Origin of the sequence: Streptococcus mitis (assembly GCF_047464035.1) — a bacterium.
In the GTDB taxonomy this organism is placed as follows: Bacteria; Bacillota; Bacilli; order Lactobacillales; family Streptococcaceae; genus Streptococcus; species Streptococcus mitis_DX.
In genome coordinates this window covers 26,466-49,135 of the sequence record NZ_JASHCQ010000006.1, presented here as the reverse complement: position 1 = coordinate 49,135, position 22,670 = coordinate 26,466, and the positions used below count along the sequence as shown (strand labels likewise).

At 40.3% G+C, this 22,670-nt stretch carries 17 protein-coding genes and 1 pseudogene; 16 read left to right on the top strand and 2 right to left on the bottom strand.

Annotated features, from left to right (window positions below):
- Positions 1-2: 2 nt before the first annotated feature.
- From QM818_RS03425 to QM818_RS03400, 6 genes and pseudogenes are all read left to right on the top strand, one after another.
- Positions 3-5,915, top strand: coding sequence for a ZmpA/ZmpB/ZmpC family metallo-endopeptidase (locus QM818_RS03425; protein ID WP_414299916.1), 5,913 nt, complete (start codon positions 3-5; stop codon positions 5,913-5,915).
- 60 nt (positions 5,916-5,975) lie between these two features.
- On the top strand, positions 5,976-7,697 hold the full coding sequence (gene pabB / locus QM818_RS03420; protein WP_414299915.1) for an aminodeoxychorismate synthase component I: 1,722 nt from the start codon (positions 5,976-5,978) through the stop codon (positions 7,695-7,697).
- Positions 7,698-8,315, top strand: a complete 618-nt coding sequence (locus tag QM818_RS03415) for an alpha/beta fold hydrolase (protein WP_414299914.1) — start codon at positions 7,698-7,700, stop codon at positions 8,313-8,315.
- Positions 8,316-8,364: 49 nt separating this feature from the next.
- Positions 8,365-8,931, top strand: a pseudogene (locus QM818_RS03410) (excalibur calcium-binding domain-containing protein); the annotation flags it as partial.
- A gap of 117 nt (positions 8,932-9,048) precedes the next feature.
- Complete coding sequence (locus tag QM818_RS03405; protein ID WP_031227726.1) at positions 9,049-10,008, top strand: ROK family glucokinase; 960 nt, start codon at positions 9,049-9,051, stop codon at positions 10,006-10,008.
- 96 nt (positions 10,009-10,104) lie between these two features.
- Positions 10,105-10,944, top strand: coding sequence for a thymidylate synthase (locus QM818_RS03400; protein WP_261080740.1), 840 nt, complete (start codon positions 10,105-10,107; stop codon positions 10,942-10,944).
- 50 nt (positions 10,945-10,994) lie between these two features.
- On the opposite strand, the gene QM818_RS03395 is transcribed toward QM818_RS03400, so the two are convergent.
- Positions 10,995-11,165 (bottom strand): DUF3042 family protein, encoded by a 171-nt coding sequence (locus QM818_RS03395; protein WP_001051780.1) that lies wholly within the window; start codon positions 11,163-11,165, stop codon positions 10,995-10,997.
- A 120-nt stretch (positions 11,166-11,285) separates the two neighbouring features.
- Here QM818_RS03395 and miaA point away from each other — a divergent pair, with 120 nt between their 5' ends.
- The 5 genes from miaA to QM818_RS03370 are packed head-to-tail and all read left to right on the top strand — an operon-like array spanning position 11,286 to position 15,737.
- Positions 11,286-12,170 carry a tRNA (adenosine(37)-N6)-dimethylallyltransferase MiaA gene (gene miaA, locus QM818_RS03390; RefSeq protein WP_261080741.1) on the top strand — a complete coding sequence of 295 codons (885 nt, stop codon included), beginning with the start codon at positions 11,286-11,288 and terminating at the stop codon, positions 12,168-12,170.
- Entirely contained in the window at positions 12,163-13,401 is a 1,239-nt protein-coding gene (gene hflX / locus QM818_RS03385; protein ID WP_414299913.1) for a GTPase HflX, read from the top strand. Before miaA ends, hflX begins: the two co-directional genes overlap by 8 nt.
- Positions 13,394-14,017, top strand: a complete 624-nt coding sequence (locus QM818_RS03380) for a cystathionine beta-lyase (protein ID WP_247931931.1) — start codon at positions 13,394-13,396, stop codon at positions 14,015-14,017. The genes hflX and QM818_RS03380 overlap by 8 nt, the downstream gene beginning before the upstream one ends.
- 14 nt (positions 14,018-14,031) lie before the next feature.
- Positions 14,032-14,961, top strand: a complete 930-nt coding sequence (gene rnz / locus QM818_RS03375; RefSeq protein WP_261080743.1) for a ribonuclease Z — start codon at positions 14,032-14,034, stop codon at positions 14,959-14,961.
- 20 nt (positions 14,962-14,981) lie between these two features.
- Positions 14,982-15,737 (top strand): SDR family NAD(P)-dependent oxidoreductase, encoded by a 756-nt coding sequence (locus QM818_RS03370; protein WP_261080744.1) that lies wholly within the window; start codon positions 14,982-14,984, stop codon positions 15,735-15,737.
- A gap of 53 nt (positions 15,738-15,790) precedes the next feature.
- On the opposite strand, the gene QM818_RS03365 is transcribed toward QM818_RS03370, so the two are convergent.
- The gene (locus QM818_RS03365; RefSeq protein WP_049487917.1) at positions 15,791-16,699 is read right to left on the bottom strand and encodes a LysR family transcriptional regulator; all 909 of its coding nucleotides are present in this window, start codon (positions 16,697-16,699) and stop codon (positions 15,791-15,793) included.
- A gap of 703 nt (positions 16,700-17,402) precedes the next feature.
- Here QM818_RS03365 and QM818_RS03360 point away from each other — a divergent pair.
- The 5 genes from QM818_RS03360 to QM818_RS03340 all read left to right on the top strand — a co-directional run bounded on the left by QM818_RS03360 (position 17,403) and on the right by QM818_RS03340 (position 22,636).
- Positions 17,403-17,510 (top strand): QVPTGV class sortase B protein-sorting domain-containing protein, encoded by a 108-nt coding sequence (locus QM818_RS03360; RefSeq protein WP_115262369.1) that lies wholly within the window; start codon positions 17,403-17,405, stop codon positions 17,508-17,510.
- A gap of 131 nt (positions 17,511-17,641) precedes the next feature.
- Complete coding sequence (locus tag QM818_RS03355; protein WP_052689592.1) at positions 17,642-18,376, top strand: ABC transporter ATP-binding protein; 735 nt, start codon at positions 17,642-17,644, stop codon at positions 18,374-18,376.
- A 12-nt stretch (positions 18,377-18,388) separates the two neighbouring features.
- Positions 18,389-20,404, top strand: a complete 2,016-nt coding sequence (locus QM818_RS03350; protein ID WP_414299912.1) for an FtsX-like permease family protein — start codon at positions 18,389-18,391, stop codon at positions 20,402-20,404.
- An 80-nt stretch (positions 20,405-20,484) separates the two neighbouring features.
- Positions 20,485-22,059 carry a sensor histidine kinase gene (locus QM818_RS03345; RefSeq protein WP_414299911.1) on the top strand — a complete coding sequence of 525 codons (1,575 nt, stop codon included), beginning with the start codon at positions 20,485-20,487 and terminating at the stop codon, positions 22,057-22,059.
- Positions 22,040-22,636: a response regulator transcription factor gene (locus tag QM818_RS03340; RefSeq protein WP_000698198.1), complete on the top strand. Its 597-nt coding sequence runs from the start codon at positions 22,040-22,042 to the stop codon at positions 22,634-22,636. The genes QM818_RS03345 and QM818_RS03340 overlap by 20 nt, the downstream gene beginning before the upstream one ends.
- Positions 22,637-22,670 lie beyond the last annotated feature (34 nt).

Here is a 22,670-nt window from a genome sequence, read left to right as displayed (position 1 = left end):
GAATGAGAAAAACAAAACAGCAACTAGAAAAAATCACAAAATATTCGATTCGTAAGCTAACTGTTGGGGTAGGTCCTGTAGCAATCGGGGCCTTCCTTTTTGGTGCTAGTACCCTTTCAGTGGATAAGGTGCAAGCCAATGAAGTCGGCAGTGCTCATAGTGTTCATTACCGTTATCTGGCGGAGCAGGAGTTGACCGAGTCTGAAAAAGCCCTGATTCACCATGAGGTTCCTACAGAATTTCAAGATGATGATATTCTATATGTAGTTTATCGCAAGAAGGCAACTAACAGTCAACAACTTCCATACACAGGAAGTAAGGAACTAGCTTGGGCAGGTCTTGGTTTGGCAACGGCCTCACTAGCAGTCTTTTTGGTGTCCAAAAAAGGTCGTAGAGAAGTTCTAGGTGTTCTCTTGATTGGTTCTTTAGGAGCTAGCACCTTTGTACCTTATGGGGCATTTGCGTTTGAAAATAAAGAATTGCTTTCTTATAACCAAACTATTTCGGCCTCTACACATGAAGGCTTGGCTGAAGGGATTATCCACATTGATGGCTATGAGTATATTGGATACTTTAAGGAAGCGGAACTCCATCCATCAAGACCAGCTTCAGTTGAACAGCCTCAGTTGCCAGTCGAAAAGCAAAGTTCAAAAGAAATCGAGAAAACTGAAGTCGTTCAAGAAAGACCTGCTGTTGCTCCAGAAACTATCGTTGAGAATCCTGTAGTAGAGACTCCGGTTGCTCCTGCGGTTGAAGCAAAACCAGTTTCTGAGAAGCCTCAGACAAGACAGGAAGAGAGCTTGGTGGAGATTTCTTTTGAAACGGTCACAATACCAGATGCGAATCTAGCAGAAGGAGAGACTCGTATCGTTGCAGCTGGAGTAAATGGTCAGCGTCGTCTTGTAACTAAAGTATCTATGGTTAATGGTCAAGAAATTAGAGAAGTCATTGAAGACCAAGTGGTTCATAATCCTGTGTCGCAAGTCATTGCAGTCGGAACTAAGAAAGAGGTGCAACCTGCTCCAACTCCAGTACCACAAGCTGAACCAACGTATCAAGTAGCAAAAGGTACACAAGAAGAAGGTAGAGCAGGACAAGCCTTAACCCAGCCAGAATTGCCAGAGGCTCCAGTTGAAACAAAAGGAACCCAAGAAGAAGTCAAAGAAGGTCAAGCTCTAACACAACCAGAGCTTCCAGAGGCTCCAATCGCAGCAAAAGGGACTCAAGAAGAAGGCAAGGAAGGTCAAGCTTTAACACAACCAACCTTACCAGAAGCTCCAATCGAAGTAAAAGGTACACAAGAGGAAGGTAAAACCGGCCAAGCCCTTGTACAAGATCAGTTACCTGAGTACAAAGTAACTGAGGGAACCCTTGTTGAAACATCGACTACAGACCTAGACTACAAAACTGAAACGACTGAGGATTCAACCAAGTATACGGACGAAGAAATTGTCGTAAGAAATGGTGAAAAAGGTAGTCAAGTTACTAAAATAATTTATAAAACAGTAGAAGGTGTTAAAACTGACCAAGTTCTTTCAACTAGCACAGAAGTTGCCAAGGAGCCTGTAAATCAACAGGTAAGTCGTGGGACAAAACCAATTGAAGGAACTCTTGTAGAAGAAAGTCTTGAAAAGATTCCATTTAAGGAAGTTGTTAAAGAAGATGATCAACTGAAAAAAGGCTTAGAAGTTGTAGCTCAAGAAGGTAAAGAAGGTCAGAAAAAAATCACCAAGACTTTTAATACCATTAAGGGAGTTAAAACAGAAGACGCTCCAAAAGTTACAGAGGAAATCCTTGAGGCCCCTCAAGACAAAATTTTGAAACGTGGTACCAAGAGCTTTGAAAAACCAGTATTGACCATCACAGCAGTTGAGCCTAAGGATTTGAAGCGTACTTCAGATGTTAAATACAGTCTAGAAAATCCAAGTAAGGCAGCCATTAAATCTATTACCCTAACTCTGAAAAAAGGTGACGAGATTGTCAAAACCTTGAAAGTTTCACCTGATGACTTGACAACTACCCTGACAGATTTGCAGTACTACAAGGATTATAAACTTGAAACTAAGATGGTTTATGACCGTGGTGAGGGTGATGAGGAAGAAGTTCTGAAGGAAGAACCGCTAAGAATTGACCTCAAAAAAGTTGAAATCAAAAACATTAAAGAAACAAGCTTGATGAGTGTGGATGCTGACGGTAATGAAACAGATACTAGTTTGCTGACAGAAAAACCAGCTGATGTCGCTCCGCTTTATCTACGAGTAACCACTCATGATAACAAAACAACCAGACTGGCTGTTGATAAGATTGAAGAAGTCACAGTTGATGGCAAGACCTTATATAAGGTTACAGCCAAAGCACCTGATTTGATTCAGCGTAATGCTGACAACACACTTAGTGAAGAATATGTTCATTACTTTGAAAAACAAAAATTAAAAGAAGGCAATGTTTACTACAACTTCAACGAGCTTGTCAAAGATATGAAAGCTAATCCTACAGGCGAGTTTAAACTGGGTGCAGATTTAAATGCAGCCAATGTACCGACTCCAAATAAAGAGTATGTTCCTGGTACATTTAAAGGTAAGTTGTCAAGTGTTGACGGACAACGTTATTCAATTCACAATATGACTCGTCAATTATTTGGTGGTATTGAAGGCGGTTCGGTTAAAGATGTTAATCTGGCTAATGTCGATATTAATATGCCTTGGATTGACAATATTTCTGCACTTGCCAGAACTGTTAAAAATGCTACGGTTGAAAACATTAAAGTAACTGGTAGCATCACTGGTAGAGATGGAATTGCTGGACTTGTTAACAAGTTAGATGTTGGTGGACAACTTACTAATGTTGCTTATATCGGTAAACTTACAGGTGTAGGTGATAGAGGTTGGGATTTCGGTGGCATGGTTGGCGAAATCTGGAAAGGTAACGTTGACAAAGGCTATGTAGATGCTGATATAGTTGCTAATAAAGCTCGTATCGGTGGATTTGTTGCTAGATCGGATAATGGTTCTGATCCTAACGGAATTGGTAAATATGGTTCTGTTCGTAATGCTGTTACTAAAGGAACTATTAAGGTAAACACACCTGTTGAAGTAGGTGGTTTCCTTAGTAAGAACTGGGCATGGGGTAAAGTTGCAGACTCTGTGTCTATGATGAAAGTTGAAAATGGTGAAGTGTTCTATGGCTCTAAAGATATTGATGCTGAGGATGGATACTTCTCAAATAACGCTTTGGAACGTAACTTCGTTGTAAAAGATGTAAGTACAGGTAATCGTTCATTTAGATTCTCTATTTCCAACCGAATTAAAGAAGTCTCACAAGAAGAAGCTGACAAGAAAATTGCAACATTAGGAATTACAGCTAATGATTATGTTATCAATCCTCTTGTTGAAGATTCACTTAACAATGTCAAACCAAAAGCAGATACTTACAAATCTACTCATGACTACGATGCTTCTCGTGAGCTTGCTTACCGTAACATTGAAAAACTTCAACCATTCTATAACAAGGAATGGATTGTCAACCAAGGGAATAAGATTCCGGCTGGATCAAACTTATTAACGAAAGAAGTCTTGTCTGTTACTGCGATGAAAGGCAATGACTTTGTCACAGACCTTACAGATGCTGACCATATTATGGTTCACTACGCAGATAAGACAAAAGAAATCTTAACAATTTCACCGAAAGACTCTAAAGTGAAACAAGTGAAAGAATACAGTGTCGCTGAGCTTGGTGAAGTCGTTTATACACCAAACATGGTTGTTAAAGATCGTACAGATTTAATCAGTGCTATCGAAAGCAAGTTAAGTCCAGTAGAATTGCAATCTGAGCCGATTTACCAACACTTGGGTAGAACTGGTGGCAACAAAGTCAATGCAATTAAAGATTTGTACTTAGAAGAAAGCTTCAAGTATGTTAAAGATAATCTTACTCAATTCGTTACGAAGTTAGTTGAAAATGAAGATCACCAGCTTAACACTGATGAAGCTGCAAAACGTGCCTTGATTAAGAAAATCGATGACAATAAGGCCGCAGTTCTTCTTGGTTTGTCTTACCTCAACCGTTACTACGGAGTTAAATTCGATGACTTTAATATTAAAGAATTAATGCTATTCAAACCGGACTTCTATGGTAAGAATGTTGGTGTGTTAGACTTCTTGATTAAGGTTGGTTCTAAAGAAAGTAACATTAAAGGTGATAGAACTTTAGAAGCTTATCGCGAAACGATCGGTGGAGTTATCGGTATAGGCGAGTTAAACAGTTTCTTAGACTATAATATGCGTCTATTCACAAGTGATACAGACTTAAACGATTGGTTCATAAAAGCTACTAAAGATAATGTATATATCGTTGAACCTAAAACAACAACTCCTGAATTTGCTGATAAGAAACACAGAGCTTACGAAGGTTTAAACAACGACATGCATGGTAAGATGATTTTGCCACTTCTGAATTTAAAAGATGCACATATGTTCTTAATCTCAACATATAACACTATGGCTTACAGTTCATTTGAAAAATACGGTAAGAATACTGCAGAAGAACGCGAAGCATTCAAAGCTGAAATCAATAAAGTTGCTAAAGGTCAACAAAATTACCTAGACTTCTGGTCTCGCTTATCATTAGACAAAGTTCGTAATCAACTGCTTAAGAGCAATAACATGGTTCCAACTCCTGTGTTAGATAACCAAAACTATAAAGGAATCAGCACAGATAAATACGGACATACGAATAGTGGTAAAGATGTAGCGCCTATCCGTGAATTGTACGGACCAACAGGTCGTTACCACGCAACTGACTGGCGTATGGGAGCTGTAGCTCGTATCTACGGTAATCCATATAAAGATGATTCAGTCTTCTTTATGGTGACGGATATGATTAGTGACTTTGGTATCTCAGCCTTCACTCACGAAACGACTCACGTAAATGACCGCATGGTTTACTTAGGTGGTTCAAGACACCGTGAAGGTACTGACCTAGAGGCGTTCGCACAAGGTATGTTACAATCACCTGCTGAAACAAGTCCAAACGGTGACTTTAAAGCACTAGGATTGAACATGGCCTACGAACGTCCAAACGATGGAAACCAATGGTACAATACAAATCCAAATGACCTTACTTCTCGAGCTGAAATCGATCATTACATGAAAGGTTTCAATGATACGCTTATGCTTCTTGATTATCTTGAAGGAGAAGCTGTCATTGATAAAGGCAGTAAAGAACTAAACAACGCTTGGTTCAAGAAAGTAGATAAGCAACTTCGTGGAGCTAATACGAAGAATCAATACGACAACGTTAGAGATTTAAATGCAGAAGAAAAAGAATATAATTTAACATCTGTTAACGACTTAGTAGAGAAAAACTTCATGACTAAGCACGGTCCTGGTAATGGTCAGTATGACCCAACTGGATTCGGTTCTGCTTATGTAACTGTGCCTATCACTGCAGGTATCTATGGTGGTAATACGAGTGAAGGTGCTCCAGGAGCAATGTCATTCAAACATAACACCTTCCGTATGTGGGGTTACTTTGGATATGAAAAAGGATTCCTAAATTATGCTTCTAACATGCTGAAAAATGAGTCTAAACAGGCTGGTCATGCTACTCTAGGTGATGACTTTATCATTAAGAAAGTTTCTGATGGTAAATTTAATACTCTAGAAGATTGGAAGAAAGAATACTTCAAAGAAGTTGTTGATAAAGCGAAAGCAGGATTTAACCCTGTTACAATCGACGGTACTACATACAGTAGTTACGATGACTTGAAGAATGCATTTGCTGCAGCTGTTGATAAAGATAAAGCTACTCTTAAAAATGGCTCAGTTAAATTTGATAATACTGTAGCACTTAAAGAAAAAATCTTCAAGAAACTTCTTCAACAAACAAATAGCTTTAAAACTTCAATCTTTAAATAATTGAAATCTCTCATCTGCTTTGCGGATGAGGGTTTTCTTATTTTGTGCTATACTTAAGGTATGCATAGAAAAACAGTGATTGATTTTAGGGCTTTGGGGGAGAGATGCACCTTTACCCAGCCGATTAAAGAGTTAAAAACGAGAAATGTAGCAGAAGTGGCAGACTTGCTGGCACAAGTGGAAAGCTACCAAGAGCAAGGCTACTATGTGGTGGGCTATGTCAGCTACGAGGCTGCACCTGCTTTTGAGGAGAAATTAGCAGTTCATAAAGCTCCTTTACTGGGAGAGTACCTGCTATATTTTACAGTTCATGACAGCGTAGAAACTTCTCCTATTCCTCTGACTTATGATGAGGTTGATTTGCCTTCAAACTGGCAGGAAGTAACGTCTGCAGAGGATTATGAAAAGGCTATTGCACAGATACATCATTATTTGCGGCAAGGAGACACCTATCAGGTCAACTACACCGTCCAACTCAAGCAGGAGTTGTCTGCCAATCCTTTTGCCATCTACAATCGTATGGTGGTAGAGCAGGAGGCAGGCTACAATGCCTATGTTGAACATGACGAGATGGCAGTGATTTCCATGAGCCCAGAGCTCTTTTTTGAGCAAAATGGCCACGAGTTGACAACGCGACCAATGAAGGGAACGACTCAGCGTGGCATGACCGCCCAAGAAGACTTGGAGCAGGCCAGTTGGTTGGAACAGGATCCCAAAAATCGCTCTGAAAATATGATGATTGTGGACCTCTTGCGCAATGATATGAACCGTATTTCAGAAGTGGGAAGTGAGCATGTGGAGCGTTTGTGTCAAGTGGAGCAGTATTCGACTGTCTGGCAGATGACTTCGACCATCAAGAGTCGGTTGCGAGAGGATGTTGACCTTGTAGAAATATTCCGTTCTCTCTTTCCTTGCGGTTCCATAACAGGAGCTCCGAAAATTGCGACTATGGAAATTATAAAGGACTTGGAGCCACAACCGCGTGGAGTCTACTGTGGAACGATTGGTCTCCTGATTCCAAATGGGTGCCGAATTTTCAATGTTGCCATTCGGACCATTCAACTGCATCAAGGGAAAGCCATCTATGGAGTTGGCGGAGGCATTACATGGGATAGCACTTGGGAGTCTGAATACCGCGAGGTTCATCAAAAGGCAGCAGTTCTCTATCGTAAACAAGCTCGCTTCCAATTAATTACAACTGGAAAAATCAGCCAGAAGAACTTGTTGTTTGAAGATCAGCATTTGGAAAGATTGAGAACAGCTAGTCGGTATTTTGCTTTTTCTTTTGATTTAGAAGACTTGAAACAAAAGATAGAAGAAGAGTGTCAGGCTTGTGATGATAATCAAGATTACCGTTTGCGTATTTCTCTCAGCAAGTCTGGAGAGATAGAAGTCGATCGCCAAGTATTAACACCCCTCAGTCCAAGTTTTTGTCAGGCCCAACTCTGTCTTCAGGAAGCCAATTTGCAACAAGCTTTTACCTACTTTAAAACGACTCACCGACCGCATTTGAGTCTAGGGGAGCAAGAGAAGATTTACTACAATAAGTCAGGAGAACTTCTTGAAACCTCTATCGGAAATTTAGTTTTGAAAATCGCTGGGAAACTTTACACGTCACCTATCCGACTGGGAATATTGCCAGGAATTTATCGTCAGCATTTGCTGGAAACAGGACAGATAGAAGAGCAAGTCTTGACCTTGGCAGATTTAGTCCAAGCAGAAGCTATTTACGGCTGTAATGCAGTCAGGGGCTTGTATGCGTTAAGCCTTGAGGAGAACTAGATGAAACTGATATTTTTACACGGGTTAGGGCAGTCAGCAGAGAGTTGGAAAGAAGTTCGGAATCTACTGACAGATTATCCTTCTGAGGCTATTGAGTTATTTCCTTCTGGAGTTAGCAACTATCAACAAGCTAAAGAGCGAGTTTATCAGCATCTAGCTCAAGAGACAGAACCTTTTATTTTGGTTGGATTATCCTTAGGTGCTGCTCTGGCACTAGAACTTTCCAGTTACGATTTACCAAATTTCCGAGCTTTGGTTCTATCAGGATGCCCGCTTAAATTGTCCGGTAATATCCTTTTTTACATTCAGTTGCTGATATTTAAACTACTCCCCAAAAGAGTATTTGAAAAACAGGGAGCAGATAAGGCTTTTATAATAGGTATTTCCAAAGAATTGAAGACACTTGATTTAACGGATATATCAAGGATTTGCCCCTATCCAAGCTTACTAATTTGTGGTAGCAAAGATAAACCAAATCTAAGTTCTATGAGAAGTCTTCATAAACTAATATCAGAATCTCAATTTCAGATTATGCCAGATGGACCGCATGTCTTGAATAAGGCTAAACCAAAGGAGTTTGTAGAAAAGACCAGAAGTTTCCTTGAATTGCTGAAATAAGTTTGATAAAATAATATTGAAATCGATAACATTGTTATAGGAGAAAGAAATGAATAAACGTCTATTTTTAAAAATGAGTCTGGCTACCTTGCCAGTTTTAACCTTGTTTTCACAACCTGTGTTAGCAGAAGAAAACATCCATTTTTCTAGCTGTAAGGAAGCTTGGGCTAATGGCTATTCGGATCTTCATGAGGGGGATCCTGGTTATTCTGCCAAGTTAGACCGCGATCATGATGGTGTGGCTTGCGAATTGAAAAATGCTCCTAAGGGTGCCTTTAAAGCAAAACAAGCAACTGCGGCTCAAACCAACACAAATTCATCTACAACAAGTGGTTGGGTTAAGCAGGACGGTGCTTGGTACTACTTTGATGGAAATGGAAATCCAGTGAAAAATGCTTGGCAGGGAAGCTATTACCTGAAAGCTGATGGTCAAATGGCACAGAGTGAATGGATTTATGACTCTTCTTATCAAGCTTGGTATTATTTGAAATCAGATGGTTCTTATGCAAAGAATGCATGGCAAGGAAACTACTATTTGAAATCAGATGGTAAAATGGCTAAAAATGAGCGAGTTGATGGCGGACGTTATTATGTAGATGCTTCAGGTCTCTGGAAACCATAAGTAAGGATAAAATTTAGAAAGTTAATGCAAACCTTTGCATAAACGATTAGTTTTTGTTATACTAATACTGTAAGCATTTTCAATTACTAAACAATGAAAAAGGAGAATATGATGAGTCAAAAGATTATTGGGATTGACCTTGGTGGAACTTCTATCAAATTTGCAATCTTAACAACAGCAGGAGAAATCCAAGAAAAATGGTCTATCAAGACTAATATTTTGGATGAGGGAAGTCATATCGTTGATGATATGATTGAGTCTATTCAACATCGTTTGGACTTGCTTGGATTGGCAGCAGCAGACTTCCAAGGTATTGGAATGGGATCACCTGGTGTGGTTGACCGTGAAAAAGGAACTGTTATCGGTGCCTACAACCTCAACTGGAAAACCCTTCAACCAATCAAAGAAAAGATTGAAAAAGCCTTGGGCATTCCATTTTTCATCGATAATGATGCCAACGTAGCAGCTCTTGGTGAACGTTGGATGGGGGCTGGTGATAACCAACCAGACGTTGTCTTTATGACACTTGGTACTGGTGTTGGTGGCGGTATCGTCGCAGAAGGCAAATTGCTTCACGGTGTTGCTGGTGCAGCAGGTGAGCTTGGCCACATCACTGTTGACTTTGACCAACCAATCGCATGTACTTGCGGTAAGAAAGGTTGCCTTGAGACAGTTGCTTCAGCAACAGGGATTGTCAACTTGACTCGTCGTTATGCCGACGAATACGAAGGTGATGCAGCCTTGAAACGCTTGATTGATAATGGAGAAGAAGTAACTGCTAAGACAGTCTTTGACCTTGCAAAAGAAGGAGACGACCTTGCTTTGATCGTTTACCGTAATTTCTCACGTTACTTGGGAATCGCTTGTGCTAACATTGGCTCAATCCTAAACCCCTCAACAATCGTTATCGGTGGCGGTGTGTCAGCTGCAGGAGAATTCCTTCTACAAGGTGTTCAAAAAGTCTACGATGAAAATACCTTCCCACAAGTACGCACATCTACTAAATTGGCTCTTGCAACTCTAGGAAATGACGCTGGAGTTATCGGAGCAGCATCACTTGTATTGCAGTAAAATAAAAAAGGAGAAAATTGCTTTCCAGAAGCGAGTGATTTTCCTCCTTTCTTTTTTTATGCTATACTAGTTAGGAAACAAATGAGGTGAGAGTAAATGACAAAAGCAGATACGATTTTTAAAGAGAATATTGAACGAATCCTCAAAGATGGTGTCTTTTCTGAACAAGCACGCCCCAAGTACAAGGATGGGACAGTTGCCAACTCCAAGTATGTAACGGGTGCATTTGCCGAGTATGACTTGGCAAAGGGGGAATTCCCCATTACAACCTTGCGTCCTATTGCCATCAAATCCGCCATCAAGGAAGTGCTCTGGATTTACCAAGATCAGTCTAATAGCTTAGAAGTGCTGAATAGCAAGTACAATGTTCACTACTGGAATGACTGGGAAGTGGGAGATACAGGAACTATTGGTGAGCGTTATGGAGCGGTCGTTAAGAAACACGACATTATCAATAAACTTCTTAAACAGTTGGAAGCCAATCCTTGGAACCGCCGCAATATCATTTCGCTCTGGGATTACCAAGCTTTTGAGGAGACAGAGGGCCTCCTCCCATGTGCCTTTCAGACCATGTTTGATGTCCGCCGTGTTGATGGAGAAATCTATCTGGATGCGACCTTGACCCAGCGTTCTAACGATATGCTGGTGGCCCACCACATCAATGCTATGCAGTACGTGGCTCTTCAAATGATGATTGCTAAGCATTTTGGATGGAAGGTTGGGAAGTTCTTTTACTTCATCAACAACCTCCATATCTATGACAATCAATTTGAACAAGCTCAAGAATTGCTCCGTCGTGAGCCATCAAACTGCCAACCACGCTTGGTTTTAAATGTTCCTGATGGGACTAGTTTCTTTGATATCAAAGCAGAAGATTTTGAGTTGGTGGATTATGACCCTGTCAAGCCACAGTTGAAGTTTGACCTAGCTATTTAAAAGAATAGAAAAAAGAAGTTGAGACAATAAATCCCAACTTCTTTTGTTTCTTAACGTGATACGCGGCGACGAGCTGCTTTTTTACGGTTTTCTTCGATGAAAGCTGCTTTTTGCTCTTCTGGTTCGATCACTTTCTTTTTAAATGCGTATACTGCACCTGCGACGGCAGCGACAGTTCCTGCGACACCTGTTACAAGACCTTTAGCAAATCCTTTAGCCATGAGTCTTCCTCCTTTATATTCTCAATCAGCCAGCCCCCTTAAGAGGTCACATTTTTCTGACTGACCTTTTTGTGTTATAATAATAGTAACGAAAAAATGGGAATTTTTCAAGGAAAAAAGATGAAAACAAAAATAATTGTGATTGTTGGACCGACTGCTGTTGGAAAAACAGCCCTTGCCATTGAAGTGGCCAAGCGTTTTAATGGCGAAGTGGTTAGTGGAGATAGCCAACAAGTCTATCGAGGACTTGATATTGGGACGGCTAAGGCTAGTCCAGAAGAGCAGGCAGCTGTTCCTCATCATTTAATCGATGTTAGAGAGGTAACCGAGTCTTACTCGGCTTTTGATTTTGTTTCAGAGGCTAAGATGGCTATTGAGGATATTCACAGCCGTGGCAAGCTTGCCATTATCGCTGGTGGGACTGGACTTTATATTCAGAGCTTGCTTGAAGGCTACCATCTAGGTGGGGAGACTCCTCATGAGGAGATTTTAGCTTATCGAGCTAGTTTGGATCCTTATACAGATGAGGAATTAGCCCATCTTGTGGAGCAAGCAGGCCTTGAGATTCCTCAGTTTAATCGTCGTCGTGCGATGCGTGCCTTGGAGATTGCCCATTTTGGTCAGGATTTGGAAAATCAAGAGACCTTGTATGAACCTTTGATCATCTGCTTGGATGACGAACGCAGTCAGCTTTATGAACGTATCAACCATCGAGTGGATCTGATGTTTGAGGCTGGACTTTTGGATGAGGCCAAGTGGCTTTTTGACCATTACCTTGATGTGCAGGCTGTCAAAGGAATTGGCTATAAGGAACTCTTTCCATATTTCCGTGGAGAGCAGACCTTGGAGGAAGCTAGTGAGAATCTCAAACAGGCGACCCGTCGTTTTGCCAAGCGTCAGCTTACCTGGTTCCGTAATCGCATGCAGGTCACCTTTTATCAGATTGGAGAATCTGGTGTGCAGGAGCGTATTTTTAGCCAGATTGAGGAGTTTTTAGATGATTGAAACGGAGAAAAAAGAGGAGCGAGTTCTGCTGATTGGTGTGGAATTGCAAGGCATGGACAATTTTGATCTCTCTATGGAAGAATTGGCCAGTCTGGCTAAGACAGCTGGGGCAGTCGTTGTAGATAGTTACAGACAAAAACGTGAAAAATATGATTCCAAGACCTTCGTCGGCTCTGGTAAGTTAGAAGAAATTGCGCTCATGGTGGATGCAGAAGAAATTACCACTGTCATCGTCAACAATCGTTTAACTCCACGGCAAAATGTCAATCTAGAGGAAGTTCTGGGTGTTAAGGTCATTGACCGTATGCAGTTGATTCTGGATATCTTTGCCATGCGGGCTCGAAGTCATGAAGGGAAGCTCCAAGTCCACCTAGCCCAGCTCAAATATCTCTTGCCTCGCTTGGTTGGTCAGGGAATTATGCTCAGCCGTCAGGCAGGGGGAATTGGTTCCCGTGGACCTGGTGAAAGCCAGCTGGAGCTGAACCGTCGTAGTGTTCGCAATCAAATCACGGATATCGAGCGCCAGCTCAAGGTGGTTGAAAAAAATCGGGCGACAGTCAGAGAAAAACGTTTGGAGTCAAGCACCTTTAAGATTGGTTTGATTGGTTATACCAATGCTGGGAAGTCAACTATCATGAACACCTTGACCAGTAAGACCCAGTATGAAGCGGACGAGCTCTTTGCGACTCTAGATGCGACGACTAAGAGTATCCATCTGGTGGGAAATCTCCAAGTAACTTTGACAGATACCGTGGGCTTTATCCAAGATTTACCGACAGAGTTGGTGTCCAGTTTCAAGTCAACCTTGGAAGAAAGCAAGCATGTGGATCTTCTGGTTCATGTGATCGATGCCAGCAATCCTTACCACGAGGAGCATGAAAAAACAGTCCTGTCTATCATGAAAGACCTGGATATGGACGACATTCCTCGCTTGACCCTCTATAATAAAGCGGATTTGGTGGAGGATTTCACGCCTACCCAAACGCCTTATGCCCTCATTTCTGCCAAGTCTGAGGATAGTCGTGAGAATTTGCAGGCTTTGTTTTTAGAGAAAATCAAGGATATTTTTGAATCCTTTACCCTGCGCGTGCCTTTTTCTAAGTCCTACAAGATTCATGATTTAGAAAGTGTAGCGATTCTGGAAGAACGTGATTATCAGGAGGATGGCGAAGTGATTACAGGCTACATTTCCGAGAAAAACAAATGGAGGTTAGAAGAATTTTATGACTGATATTAAAACGTTGGCTCTAAAATATGGGGGCTATACAAGTCTGGACAAGGTTTATCTGGATCAACTTCTAGCTGGTAAAACAGAGCAAGAGCAGTTGGCACTGATCACTCCTCCGCCTAGTGTGGTCAATGCCTATTTTGCAGAACTCTACCAGAAAAAGAGTCCTGAGGCCGCGACGGATTATTTTGTGGAACTCAGTCAGGAACTGAATCTCTACAATGCTGAGCCAAGTTTCACCCTAGAAAATAAGCCTTTTATTCGTCTTAATCTGTCTGGTAAATCCTTTGGTTTTTGTTATGAGTGTGAGGGTCTTGGTCGGATTTTCTCTGAAAATGAAGAGAAAATTTCAGAAGACTTGCTCTTTGAAATTGCGCAAATTTTCCCACATCAACTAGTCTTTGAAGAGTCTGGTAAGATTTACATGAAGGCTATTAGAGATGAGGAAGTTGTTAGCGTAGAGAGTCTCACAGCTTTGACTGATTTGGAAAGTTTGGCTGACGGTCGTAAGCGTCTTAAAGGTTACAGCCAAGAGGAGTTATTACAAGAAGCTACTGCTTTTTCTGGCAAGCGCTATTTCCGATCGGAAAACCGCACAGCCATGTTATATATTGATTAATTAGAAAGTATCGAATGGATATTCAATTTTTAGGAACGGGGGCTGGCCAGCCCTCTAAAGCCCGCAATGTCTCTAGTCTCGCCCTGAAACTCTTGGACGAGATTAACGAAGTCTGGCTCTTTGACTGTGGAGAAGGTACGCAAAATCGCATTCTTGAAACGACAATTCGACCACGTAAGGTCAGCAAAATCTTTATTACCCACCTACATGGAGACCACATCTTTGGCTTGCCAGGTTTCCTTTCTAGTCGTGCCTTTCAGGCCAATGAAGAGCAGACAGATTTGGAAATCTATGGACCGCAAGGGATCAAGTCATTTGTCTTAACTAGTCTTCGTGTGTCAGGTTCGCGCCTGCCTTACCGTATTCATTTTCATGAGTTTGACCAAGATTCTCTAGGGAAAATCCTCGAGACCGATAAATTCACTGTGTATGCAGAGGAGTTGGACCACACTATTTTCTGTGTTGGTTACCGTGTCATGCAAAAGGAATTGGAAGGAACGCTGGATGCTGAAAAACTCAAGGCGGCTGGTGTCCCATTTGGCCCACTTTTTGGGAAAATCAAAAACGGTCAGGACGTTGTTCTCGAAGACGGTACTGAAATCAAGGCAGCTGACTATATCTCAGCTCCACGTCCAGGTAAAATTATCACTATTTTAGGAGACACTCGAAAAACGGATGCCAGTGTGCGTCTGGCTGTTAATGCCGATGTCCTAGTTCATGAGTCCACTTATGGCAAGGGTGATGAAAAAATTGCTCGTAACCATGGCCACTCTACTAACATGCAAGCTGCACAAGTAGCGGTAGAAGCAGGTGCCAAACGACTATTGCTCAACCATATCAGTGCCCGTTTCCTCTCAAAAGATATCAGCAAGCTCAAAAAAGATGCTGCTAGTGTTTTTGAAAATGTCCATGTGGTCAAAGATTTGGAAGAAGTGGAAATCTAAAAGATTGAGAAAGGATAAGTATGCTTACTATTCTCATTACCGGAGCTAGCGGTGGCCTAGCACAAGAGATGGTCAAACTCCTGCAAAATGACCAACTCATCTTGCTTGGTAGAAATAAGAAAAAATTAGTCCAACTCTACGGAAATCATCCACAAGCAGAATTGATTGAAATCGATATTACCGATGATTCAGCCTTAGAAACTCTGCTAGCAGACCTCTATCTCCGCTATGGCAAGATTGATGTTTTGATAAACAACGCTGGTTACGGGATCTTTGAGGAATTTGACCAGATTTCTGACCAAGATATTCACCAGATGTTTGAGGTCAATACCTTTGCCCTGATGAATCTATCTCGACGACTTGCGGCCCGTATGAAAGAGAGTCGAAAAGGCCATATCATCAATATCGTTAGCATGGCAGGTTTAATCGCTACTGGCAAGTCCAGTCTCTACTCAGCGACCAAGTTTGCGGCCATTGGTTTTTCAAATGCTCTGCGTCTCGAACTCATGCCCTATGGAGTCTATGTGACAACAGTCAATCCAGGACCAATCCGAACAGGATTTTTTGACCAAGCGGACCCAGATGGGACTTATCTTAAGTCGGTTGACCGTTTCTTGCTAGAACCAGATACAGTGGCTAAAAAGATTGTCAAGATTATAGGAAAAAACAAACGAGAACTCAACCTCCCGATTTTGTTGAACCTAGCCCATAAGTTTTATACTCTCTTTCCCAAGCTAGCAGATAAGTTGGCAGGGGAAACTTTTAATTATAAATAAAAAGAACCAATGTGCAGGTTGTTGCTAGCCTACATATTGGTTCTTATCATTTCTCAACTATCAAACTGGACTTCTTCTAGGAGATAGTCGATAAAGCGTTCGCCCATCTTAGACAGGCTGGTTTTTTCATGCTGGATATAGACCAGTTCAATTGGGTCATCAATATCCAGTGGGATGGAAACGATATTGTCTCCGTTGAGGTTGCTGTTCAAAATACCTGTTGCAATGGTATAACCATCCAAACCAATCAAGAGATTAAAGAGGGTAGCACGGTCGCTGACTACGATAGATTTTTTGTGGTATTCCTGCGAGAGAATCTCTTCAGAGAAGTAGAAGGAGTTATGAGTTCCTTGGTCATAGCTGAGGTAAGGGAAGTTCTCCAAGTCTTCTAGTTTGACCTTGTCTTTCTTTGCTAGAGGATTGGTCTTGCTGACAAAGATATGCGGTTGGGCGGTAAAGAGATGGTGAGCCAGCAGGTGGTTGTCATCCAGCATTTTGGTTAACACATCACGGTTGTAGCTGTTCAAAAATAGGACACCGACCTCACTACGGAAGTTCTTTACGTCATCGATAATCTCCCAAGTACGAGTTTCACGAAGGAAGAGCTCGTATTTTTCCATATCGCTTTTCTTGAGTAGCGATACAAAGGCATTGACCACAAAGGCATAGTGTTGAGATGAAACGCTAAAGAGTTCACGGTGGGCGACAGGATTTTTATAGCGTTCCTCCAGAAGCTGGGTTTGCTCGACAACCTGACGGGCATAAGAGAGGAACTCCATCCCATCACGGGTCAAGGTGATACCCTTAGGATTACGAATAAAGATTTCAATGCCCATTTCATTTTCCAAATCTCTTACTGCATTGGAAAGACTCGGTTGAGTGATAAAGAGTTGCTTGGCTGCCTCATTCATGGAGCCAGTTTCGACGATTTTGATAATATAATGTAATTGTTGAATTCTCATGTTTTTATTGTACCACACTTGCTTCAGAATCGCCAAGGAAGATAGGAAAATCAGGGGGAGTGTGTGGGTCTCTGTAAAGTAGTTAAGAAGAAATTTCTAAACCATTTAGTAAATAAGATTAAAAATTTTACTCGAAAATAAGAAATTTGCACGATTTACTCATTACTTATCCAATACTAGAGTTTATACTAGTTACTGTAAAGATGATCATCTAAAAGAAGGAAGTAACCTTATGGCTAAAAATACAAGTCGTCCAGAGATTGATTCTCTAAGTTTCGAGGTTGAAAACCAAGAACTTTTCGGGAATTGCAAGCTAGTGGTACACAGCTTTTAAAATGACACTAGCAGGCCGCTGTGGATTGTGTTTCACCTGTTTCTATGAGTGTACGACAAATAATGTTCGCTGTTAGATAAAACAAAAGGAAAATTCTAGTGTTTTATTACAAAACATTGACAACATTTTGATTTGGTGTTATATTTACGGGGAGAAATACAAATAAAACAAGACAACTTTGAGATTGATTCTTTGGATTATGGAAATTAATAGCCAAGAATTAGATGGTAAATCCGCTACTGTGTGGCGTACGGCTGTTAGATTAACAGCACAGGGGCGCTGTGGTTGGTGATTTACATATTCTTATGAATGTATTTCGCCAAACGTGCGCTGTGGATAAAACTCTCTATTTTTTGACAGGAGGATAAAATGGAAGGAATTATTGGAACACTAGAATTCTATGCACCTGTACTGGCCTTAGGAGTTGTTGTCATAGGGATTGTTTACTTTATGAAAAAAAGAAACGATCGCAAATAATCAACATCGACCGATACCTGAAAAAGGCATCGGTTTTTTTATTACTTGAATATATTGCACAAAATACTCATGCCAAACATTGAAAGGAACCGTATAATGAGAGAGTAATAAAGAAACGGAGGAATGAAATGATGAAACAGCTTATTGTGACAGGATTAACGAAAACATTTGGTCAAGGGGATAATATCGTTCATGCTTTATCAGATGTGAACTTGTCCGTTGAAAAAGGTGAATTTCTGGCAATTATGGGGGCCAGTGGTAGTGGAAAAACAACACTCCTCAATTGTATTTCAACGATTGATAAACCAACATCAGGTGAGATTCGATTTGAAGATTTTGACATCATCCATGCCAAGGAAAATGAACTAGCTGACTATCGTGCTAAAAACATTTCCTATATTTTCCAAGCCTACAACTTGGTGGAAACCTTGACGGTCTATGAAAATATCGTTCTACCTCTTCAAATTCAGGGGGAAAATATCAAAAAACATCAGGATAAGATTGAGGAAATTTTGGATAAGTTGGCCATCCAAAACTTAAAAGATAAGTTTCCTAATCAGTTATCAGGTGGTCAGCGACAACGTGTGGCAACTGCTAGAGCCTTGATTGATGATTCTAAACTGATTATCGCAGATGAGCCGACAGGAGCCTTGGACTCTGCCAATTCTGAAAAACTGATGGCGCTTTTGCAGGAAATCAATAAAAGTTTTGGGATTACCATTTTACTGGTTACGCATGCCCCTGCTGCAGCCAAGTACTCTTCACGGATGGTGCTACTTAGCGATGGAAAGATTATGGATGATTTGGAACGTAACAGCTTATCTAATGAACAGTATTTGCAAGAGATTTACAGCCGTACCAGATAGGAGGGGGAGAGTATGTATCCAAAATTGATTTTACGAAATGTATTTCGAAATTTACAGACCTATACCATCTATTTTTTCAGTCTGACCTTGATTTATAGCTTGCTCTACGCTTTTAATGCTTTACCAAGCCATCCAGTGATGCAAAGTTTATCAGGAGCAAAGGAAATGTTGACGACGGTGATGAGTCAGTACATGGGCTTGCTTTCCTATCTGATTCTATCGGCGATTGCCTTTCTCGTCGTTTATTCCACAAACTTTGTCCTGGGACGGCGTAAGAAAGAGCTAGGACTTTATGCAACGCTGGGAATGAAGAAGAAGCAGATTATCGGTACCCTGTTCTTTGAAACCATGCTGGTCAATATCTTTTCCTTGATTCTAGGTTTCTTGCTTGGATTGATTTTACTGGTCATTCTAGCTAAGATTGCATCTGAGTTTTTCATGGCCAATTACTTTGGTAGTCTGCTTTTCTTTGATAGCAAGTCTGTCATCTTACTAGTTTATTCCTATTTGGTCACCAGTTTTATTGTTGGTGTCATGGACATTCTTACCTTTAGAAAGCAAAATATCATTGCACTCATTCAAGAAAATGGGGTCAAGAAATCTGTCTTGGCAAAAGGCAAGCCAGTTCTTCAAGCATTTCTCTTTATTCTTTCGACAGCTGTTATTGGTTTTGGTGCTCTCTATTTTTCAGACTATCACCATCTATCATTCTTGAAAAGCTGGGGTATCTTGCTGGTATCTGTCTTCGTGATTTTTGTGATTTTATTTTACAATACCTTGAGCCATTTTATCTTGGTCTCCCTTAGAAAACTGCCTCAAACCTACTATAACAAACTAAACACTTTTAAAATCCGTCAATTTTCAAAACAAGCTGATAGTAATTCGGTCACGTTGGCTGTCTTATCCTTGACCTTGACACTGGCTCTCAGCTTACTAGTTTTTAGTGGTAGTGCCTATACGACTATGAACCGAGAGCTGAACAAATACTCACCTTATGATGTAACTGTCAATCTCTACCGTGGTAAAGAGTTTCAATTTTCTCAGGAATCTGTCAAAGACAGATTGAAAGCCGATGGCTTTGACTTTAACCTCATCAAAGAGGAGTACAGCTGTCCTATCTATTCTAGTGATTTAACTTATAAAGATTTGATTGATACTAGTAATCTCTGGGAGCATGATAAGAAACTTCCTGAATCAAAAGTACCGATTTTAGGAATTTCTGCCTACAATCATCTCCGCAAACTGCAAGGGAAAAAAGCGGTTCACTTGGCAGAAGACCAATTTCTAGTCAATGCCAATTATAAAGGAACTGCTAAGCAGATCCAGGACTTTCTATCAACGACCAAAACCTTCATGATTAACGGTCATTCTCTCAACCTTGCCTCTTCAAAGCCACTTGAAACAGTTTACTTTTTATCTTCAGTAACTACAAATGACTCAGGAACCTTGATTGTACCAGATAAGGTAGTAGTTGGATTGACGGAAGACCACACGACCTATGTTGCCAATTTCAAGGAAAATATAGACAAACGGGAAGTAGAAACATTCTTGAGTCAGTGGATTGAAAAATACTACTTCACTCGTGATGGAGCAGAGTTGAATTCGTTCACCTATCAAACGAAAGGAAGTATTTTTGAGGTTTACCTTGGATTTATGGGCGTCATTGTCTTTGTCATGATTTTTGTCAGTGTTATTTTTATCATTATTTCCCTCAGTATCTTGTCCCTTCAAACTTCTACAAGTGCTTTGGATAGTGTCAATGATTATCAAATCTTATACCTTCTTGGGAATAAGAGGAAGCAAAATCGCTCTATTCTTTTGCAACAGATTCTAAGTTATTTCTTGGTTCCGCTGCTTATCGCAGGTCCGCTAGCACTTGCCTTGAGTACAGCTCTTTTGGGCTATTTTGAGAATTTCGCTAATACCAGCATTTCTATTGATATCACCTATCTGGGAGTAGCGGTTTTACTCTTTGTCCTTTACCTGCTAGTGACTTACAGAGTAAGTTGGCAAATTATTGAAAATTAAGTCAAATACCAGAGTTGCCTATCCGACAATTCTGGTATTGTGTTATAATAATATTAAAGTAGTTCAGGAAGTAGATACATATGAAACAGTTTGTCAAATCGCTCTCGAAAAACTCACTTTTATTGTGGTGGTTGACGATTTTTAATCATCTAGCTTTAATGATTTATATTTATTATAGGATTCCTCTGGACTTTTCGACAGATTTTTCTTTGCAGATGGTTTTATTGCTGATTATTGCTTTAATTGTATTTAGCTATATTTGTAATATTGTGACCTTTCGCTATAGTGAGTTGAAACTTTGGTTGCTCCTGATGATGTTTCTCATTAGCTGGCAATCCATATTTAATCAAGGGGTTGCGAGCACCCTGTTGCACTTTTTTGATATTCTTCATCCGCTCAACTCTTTTTTATTGGTGTATAGTTCTCTGTCTATTATCTTTCTGGGAGAAAAAATAGGAGAAGAACTGTTGAGTGTGTCCTTTGTGTTGACACTAATCACCATTAGTTCGTATCTGTTAAGTCCTTCAATTTTTCTCTTTCTGTCCTTGTTTGCGTCTTTCTTTTTAAACCTTGTTCCCTTGATTTTACTGATTTTATATCATAAAGAGTTGAAAAGTAAACTCAAGTATCAGAGACGAAATTTGTGGATATTAGCTTTGATATTGCCTCTTTCTTATTTCTTTTTTTATATCAATACGAGGGGCTCAGGAGTGATGAACCTAGTCTGGTATCTAGAAATTCTTGGAATCTTAGCTTTTTTACACTTCAAAACGATTGTCAGCTCTCTTCAAAAAAAGGTATCAGAGTTAAAATTGTCCTATATAAAAGCTTTTTCACGCTTGTTTTTACTGGTTCTGTTTTTGTTAGTAGGCATTTTTATTATCTTTCATTTAGACTTAAACACGAGCTTTTTGGTCTTGAATATCATGTTACTATTGTTCGGGATTTGTTCGGAAGAATTGATTCGCCTTTTTTGTTCTGCTGAAATGCTAGATGCTAGGCATTATGTAAAAGTTCTCTTTTTAAAGCGTAATCGTATGGTGAAAAGTCTGCTGGCAAATGAAGACACAGAACAACAGTTCTCCGAATTTCTTCACAATGAAATCCTGCAAAATGTGATGGCGATAAAAAATTTCAATAAATATAGTAGCAATCAAGCTTTTGGTGAACAGATCAATCTGGTGACAGAGGAGTTGGTTCAGCGGATTCGCGAGCGGATGGATTATTATCAGCCAATGGTAGAAACAGACGAGCAGTTAGACATCCAGTATCAAGGGCTGATTAATCGGATTGTCAAGCGCTATCACGCAGAAAATGAAGTCGTCACACAGTTTCCTGCTTACTTTAGGCTTTTATCTCCTTACGATAAAATTGCCTATCGTCTGGTTGAGGAGTTGGCGACCAATGCCGTTAAGCACGCTAGTGGTGGAACGATTTCTTTGAAGATTGATGTGCATGATGACACTATTTTTATCATTTCTGAAAATGACTGCCTTCAAACAGAAAAATCCTTAGGTTATGGCTTGAAAAATATGTCTAATAAAATTAGTGTTTTAGGTGGTCAAATGCAGATTTTTGAAAATAATAAGAGATTTCGTGTAGAAATTACTCTCCCGATTGATAAGGAGTTGTGTTATGAAAATTTTGTTAATTGATGATCATAAATTATTCAGCCAAAGTATCAAGATGATTTTAGAGTTATCGGAAAACATTAAAAAGGTCCAGTTAGTAGATAATTTTTCGACTATTTCGGAGATTGCTTTTAATGACTACGACATTATTTTGATTGATATCAACCTGACGAGTCTGTATCAAGATGATGGGCTGACCTTGGCACAAGAGATTATCGACAATGGTTGTTCTAGTAAGGTTGTGATTTTGACAGGGTACAGTAAAAAAATGTATGAACACCGAGCTAAAGTTATGGGGGCTTATGGCTTTCTGGACAAAAGTATGGACCCAGATGAGTTGGTGAAAAAACTGGAAAAGATTTATCTAGGTGGTAAGGTCTTTTCAGATGAAGTGATGGTAGAGGTGTTAACACCACGAGAAATCGAGATACTAGAACTGGTTAGAAATGGCTTGACCATTGATGATGTCTGTGACAAGGTCTATGTGAGTAAACGTACAGTTTCCAATCACTTGGCCAATATCTTTTCAAAATTGGGAGTGACTAACAGGCAGGAGGCGATTCACATCGCTGAGCAGTTGGGCTATTTTCCACCAGATTAAAAAGCTGCAGAAGATGCAGCATTTTTAATTTCTG

What these genes read in the sequence shown, in the direction of transcription:
- miaA (WP_261080741.1), top strand. Translation starts at nt 11,286, where the DNA reads ATGAAAACAAAAATAATTGTGATTGTTGGACCGACTGCTGTTGGAAAA.
- QM818_RS03340 (WP_000698198.1), top strand. Translation starts at nt 22,040, where the DNA reads ATGAAAATTTTGTTAATTGATGATCATAAATTATTCAGCCAAAGTATC.
- pabB (WP_414299915.1), top strand. Translation starts at nt 5,976, where the DNA reads ATGCATAGAAAAACAGTGATTGATTTTAGGGCTTTGGGGGAGAGATGC.
- hflX (WP_414299913.1), top strand. Translation starts at nt 12,163, where the DNA reads ATGATTGAAACGGAGAAAAAAGAGGAGCGAGTTCTGCTGATTGGTGTG.
- QM818_RS03405 (WP_031227726.1), top strand. Translation starts at nt 9,049, where the DNA reads ATGAGTCAAAAGATTATTGGGATTGACCTTGGTGGAACTTCTATCAAA.
- QM818_RS03350 (WP_414299912.1), top strand. Translation starts at nt 18,389, where the DNA reads ATGTATCCAAAATTGATTTTACGAAATGTATTTCGAAATTTACAGACC.
- QM818_RS03415 (WP_414299914.1), top strand. Translation starts at nt 7,698, where the DNA reads ATGAAACTGATATTTTTACACGGGTTAGGGCAGTCAGCAGAGAGTTGG.
- QM818_RS03370 (WP_261080744.1), top strand. Translation starts at nt 14,982, where the DNA reads ATGCTTACTATTCTCATTACCGGAGCTAGCGGTGGCCTAGCACAAGAG.
- QM818_RS03380 (WP_247931931.1), top strand. Translation starts at nt 13,394, where the DNA reads ATGACTGATATTAAAACGTTGGCTCTAAAATATGGGGGCTATACAAGT.
- QM818_RS03395 (WP_001051780.1), bottom strand. Translation starts at nt 11,165, where the DNA reads ATGGCTAAAGGATTTGCTAAAGGTCTTGTAACAGGTGTCGCAGGAACT.
- QM818_RS03400 (WP_261080740.1), top strand. Translation starts at nt 10,105, where the DNA reads ATGACAAAAGCAGATACGATTTTTAAAGAGAATATTGAACGAATCCTC.
- QM818_RS03360 (WP_115262369.1), top strand. Translation starts at nt 17,403, where the DNA reads ATGGAAGGAATTATTGGAACACTAGAATTCTATGCACCTGTACTGGCC.
- rnz (WP_261080743.1), top strand. Translation starts at nt 14,032, where the DNA reads ATGGATATTCAATTTTTAGGAACGGGGGCTGGCCAGCCCTCTAAAGCC.
- QM818_RS03345 (WP_414299911.1), top strand. Translation starts at nt 20,485, where the DNA reads ATGAAACAGTTTGTCAAATCGCTCTCGAAAAACTCACTTTTATTGTGG.
- QM818_RS03425 (WP_414299916.1), top strand. Translation starts at nt 3, where the DNA reads ATGAGAAAAACAAAACAGCAACTAGAAAAAATCACAAAATATTCGATT.
- QM818_RS03365 (WP_049487917.1), bottom strand. Translation starts at nt 16,699, where the DNA reads ATGAGAATTCAACAATTACATTATATTATCAAAATCGTCGAAACTGGC.
- QM818_RS03355 (WP_052689592.1), top strand. Translation starts at nt 17,642, where the DNA reads ATGAAACAGCTTATTGTGACAGGATTAACGAAAACATTTGGTCAAGGG.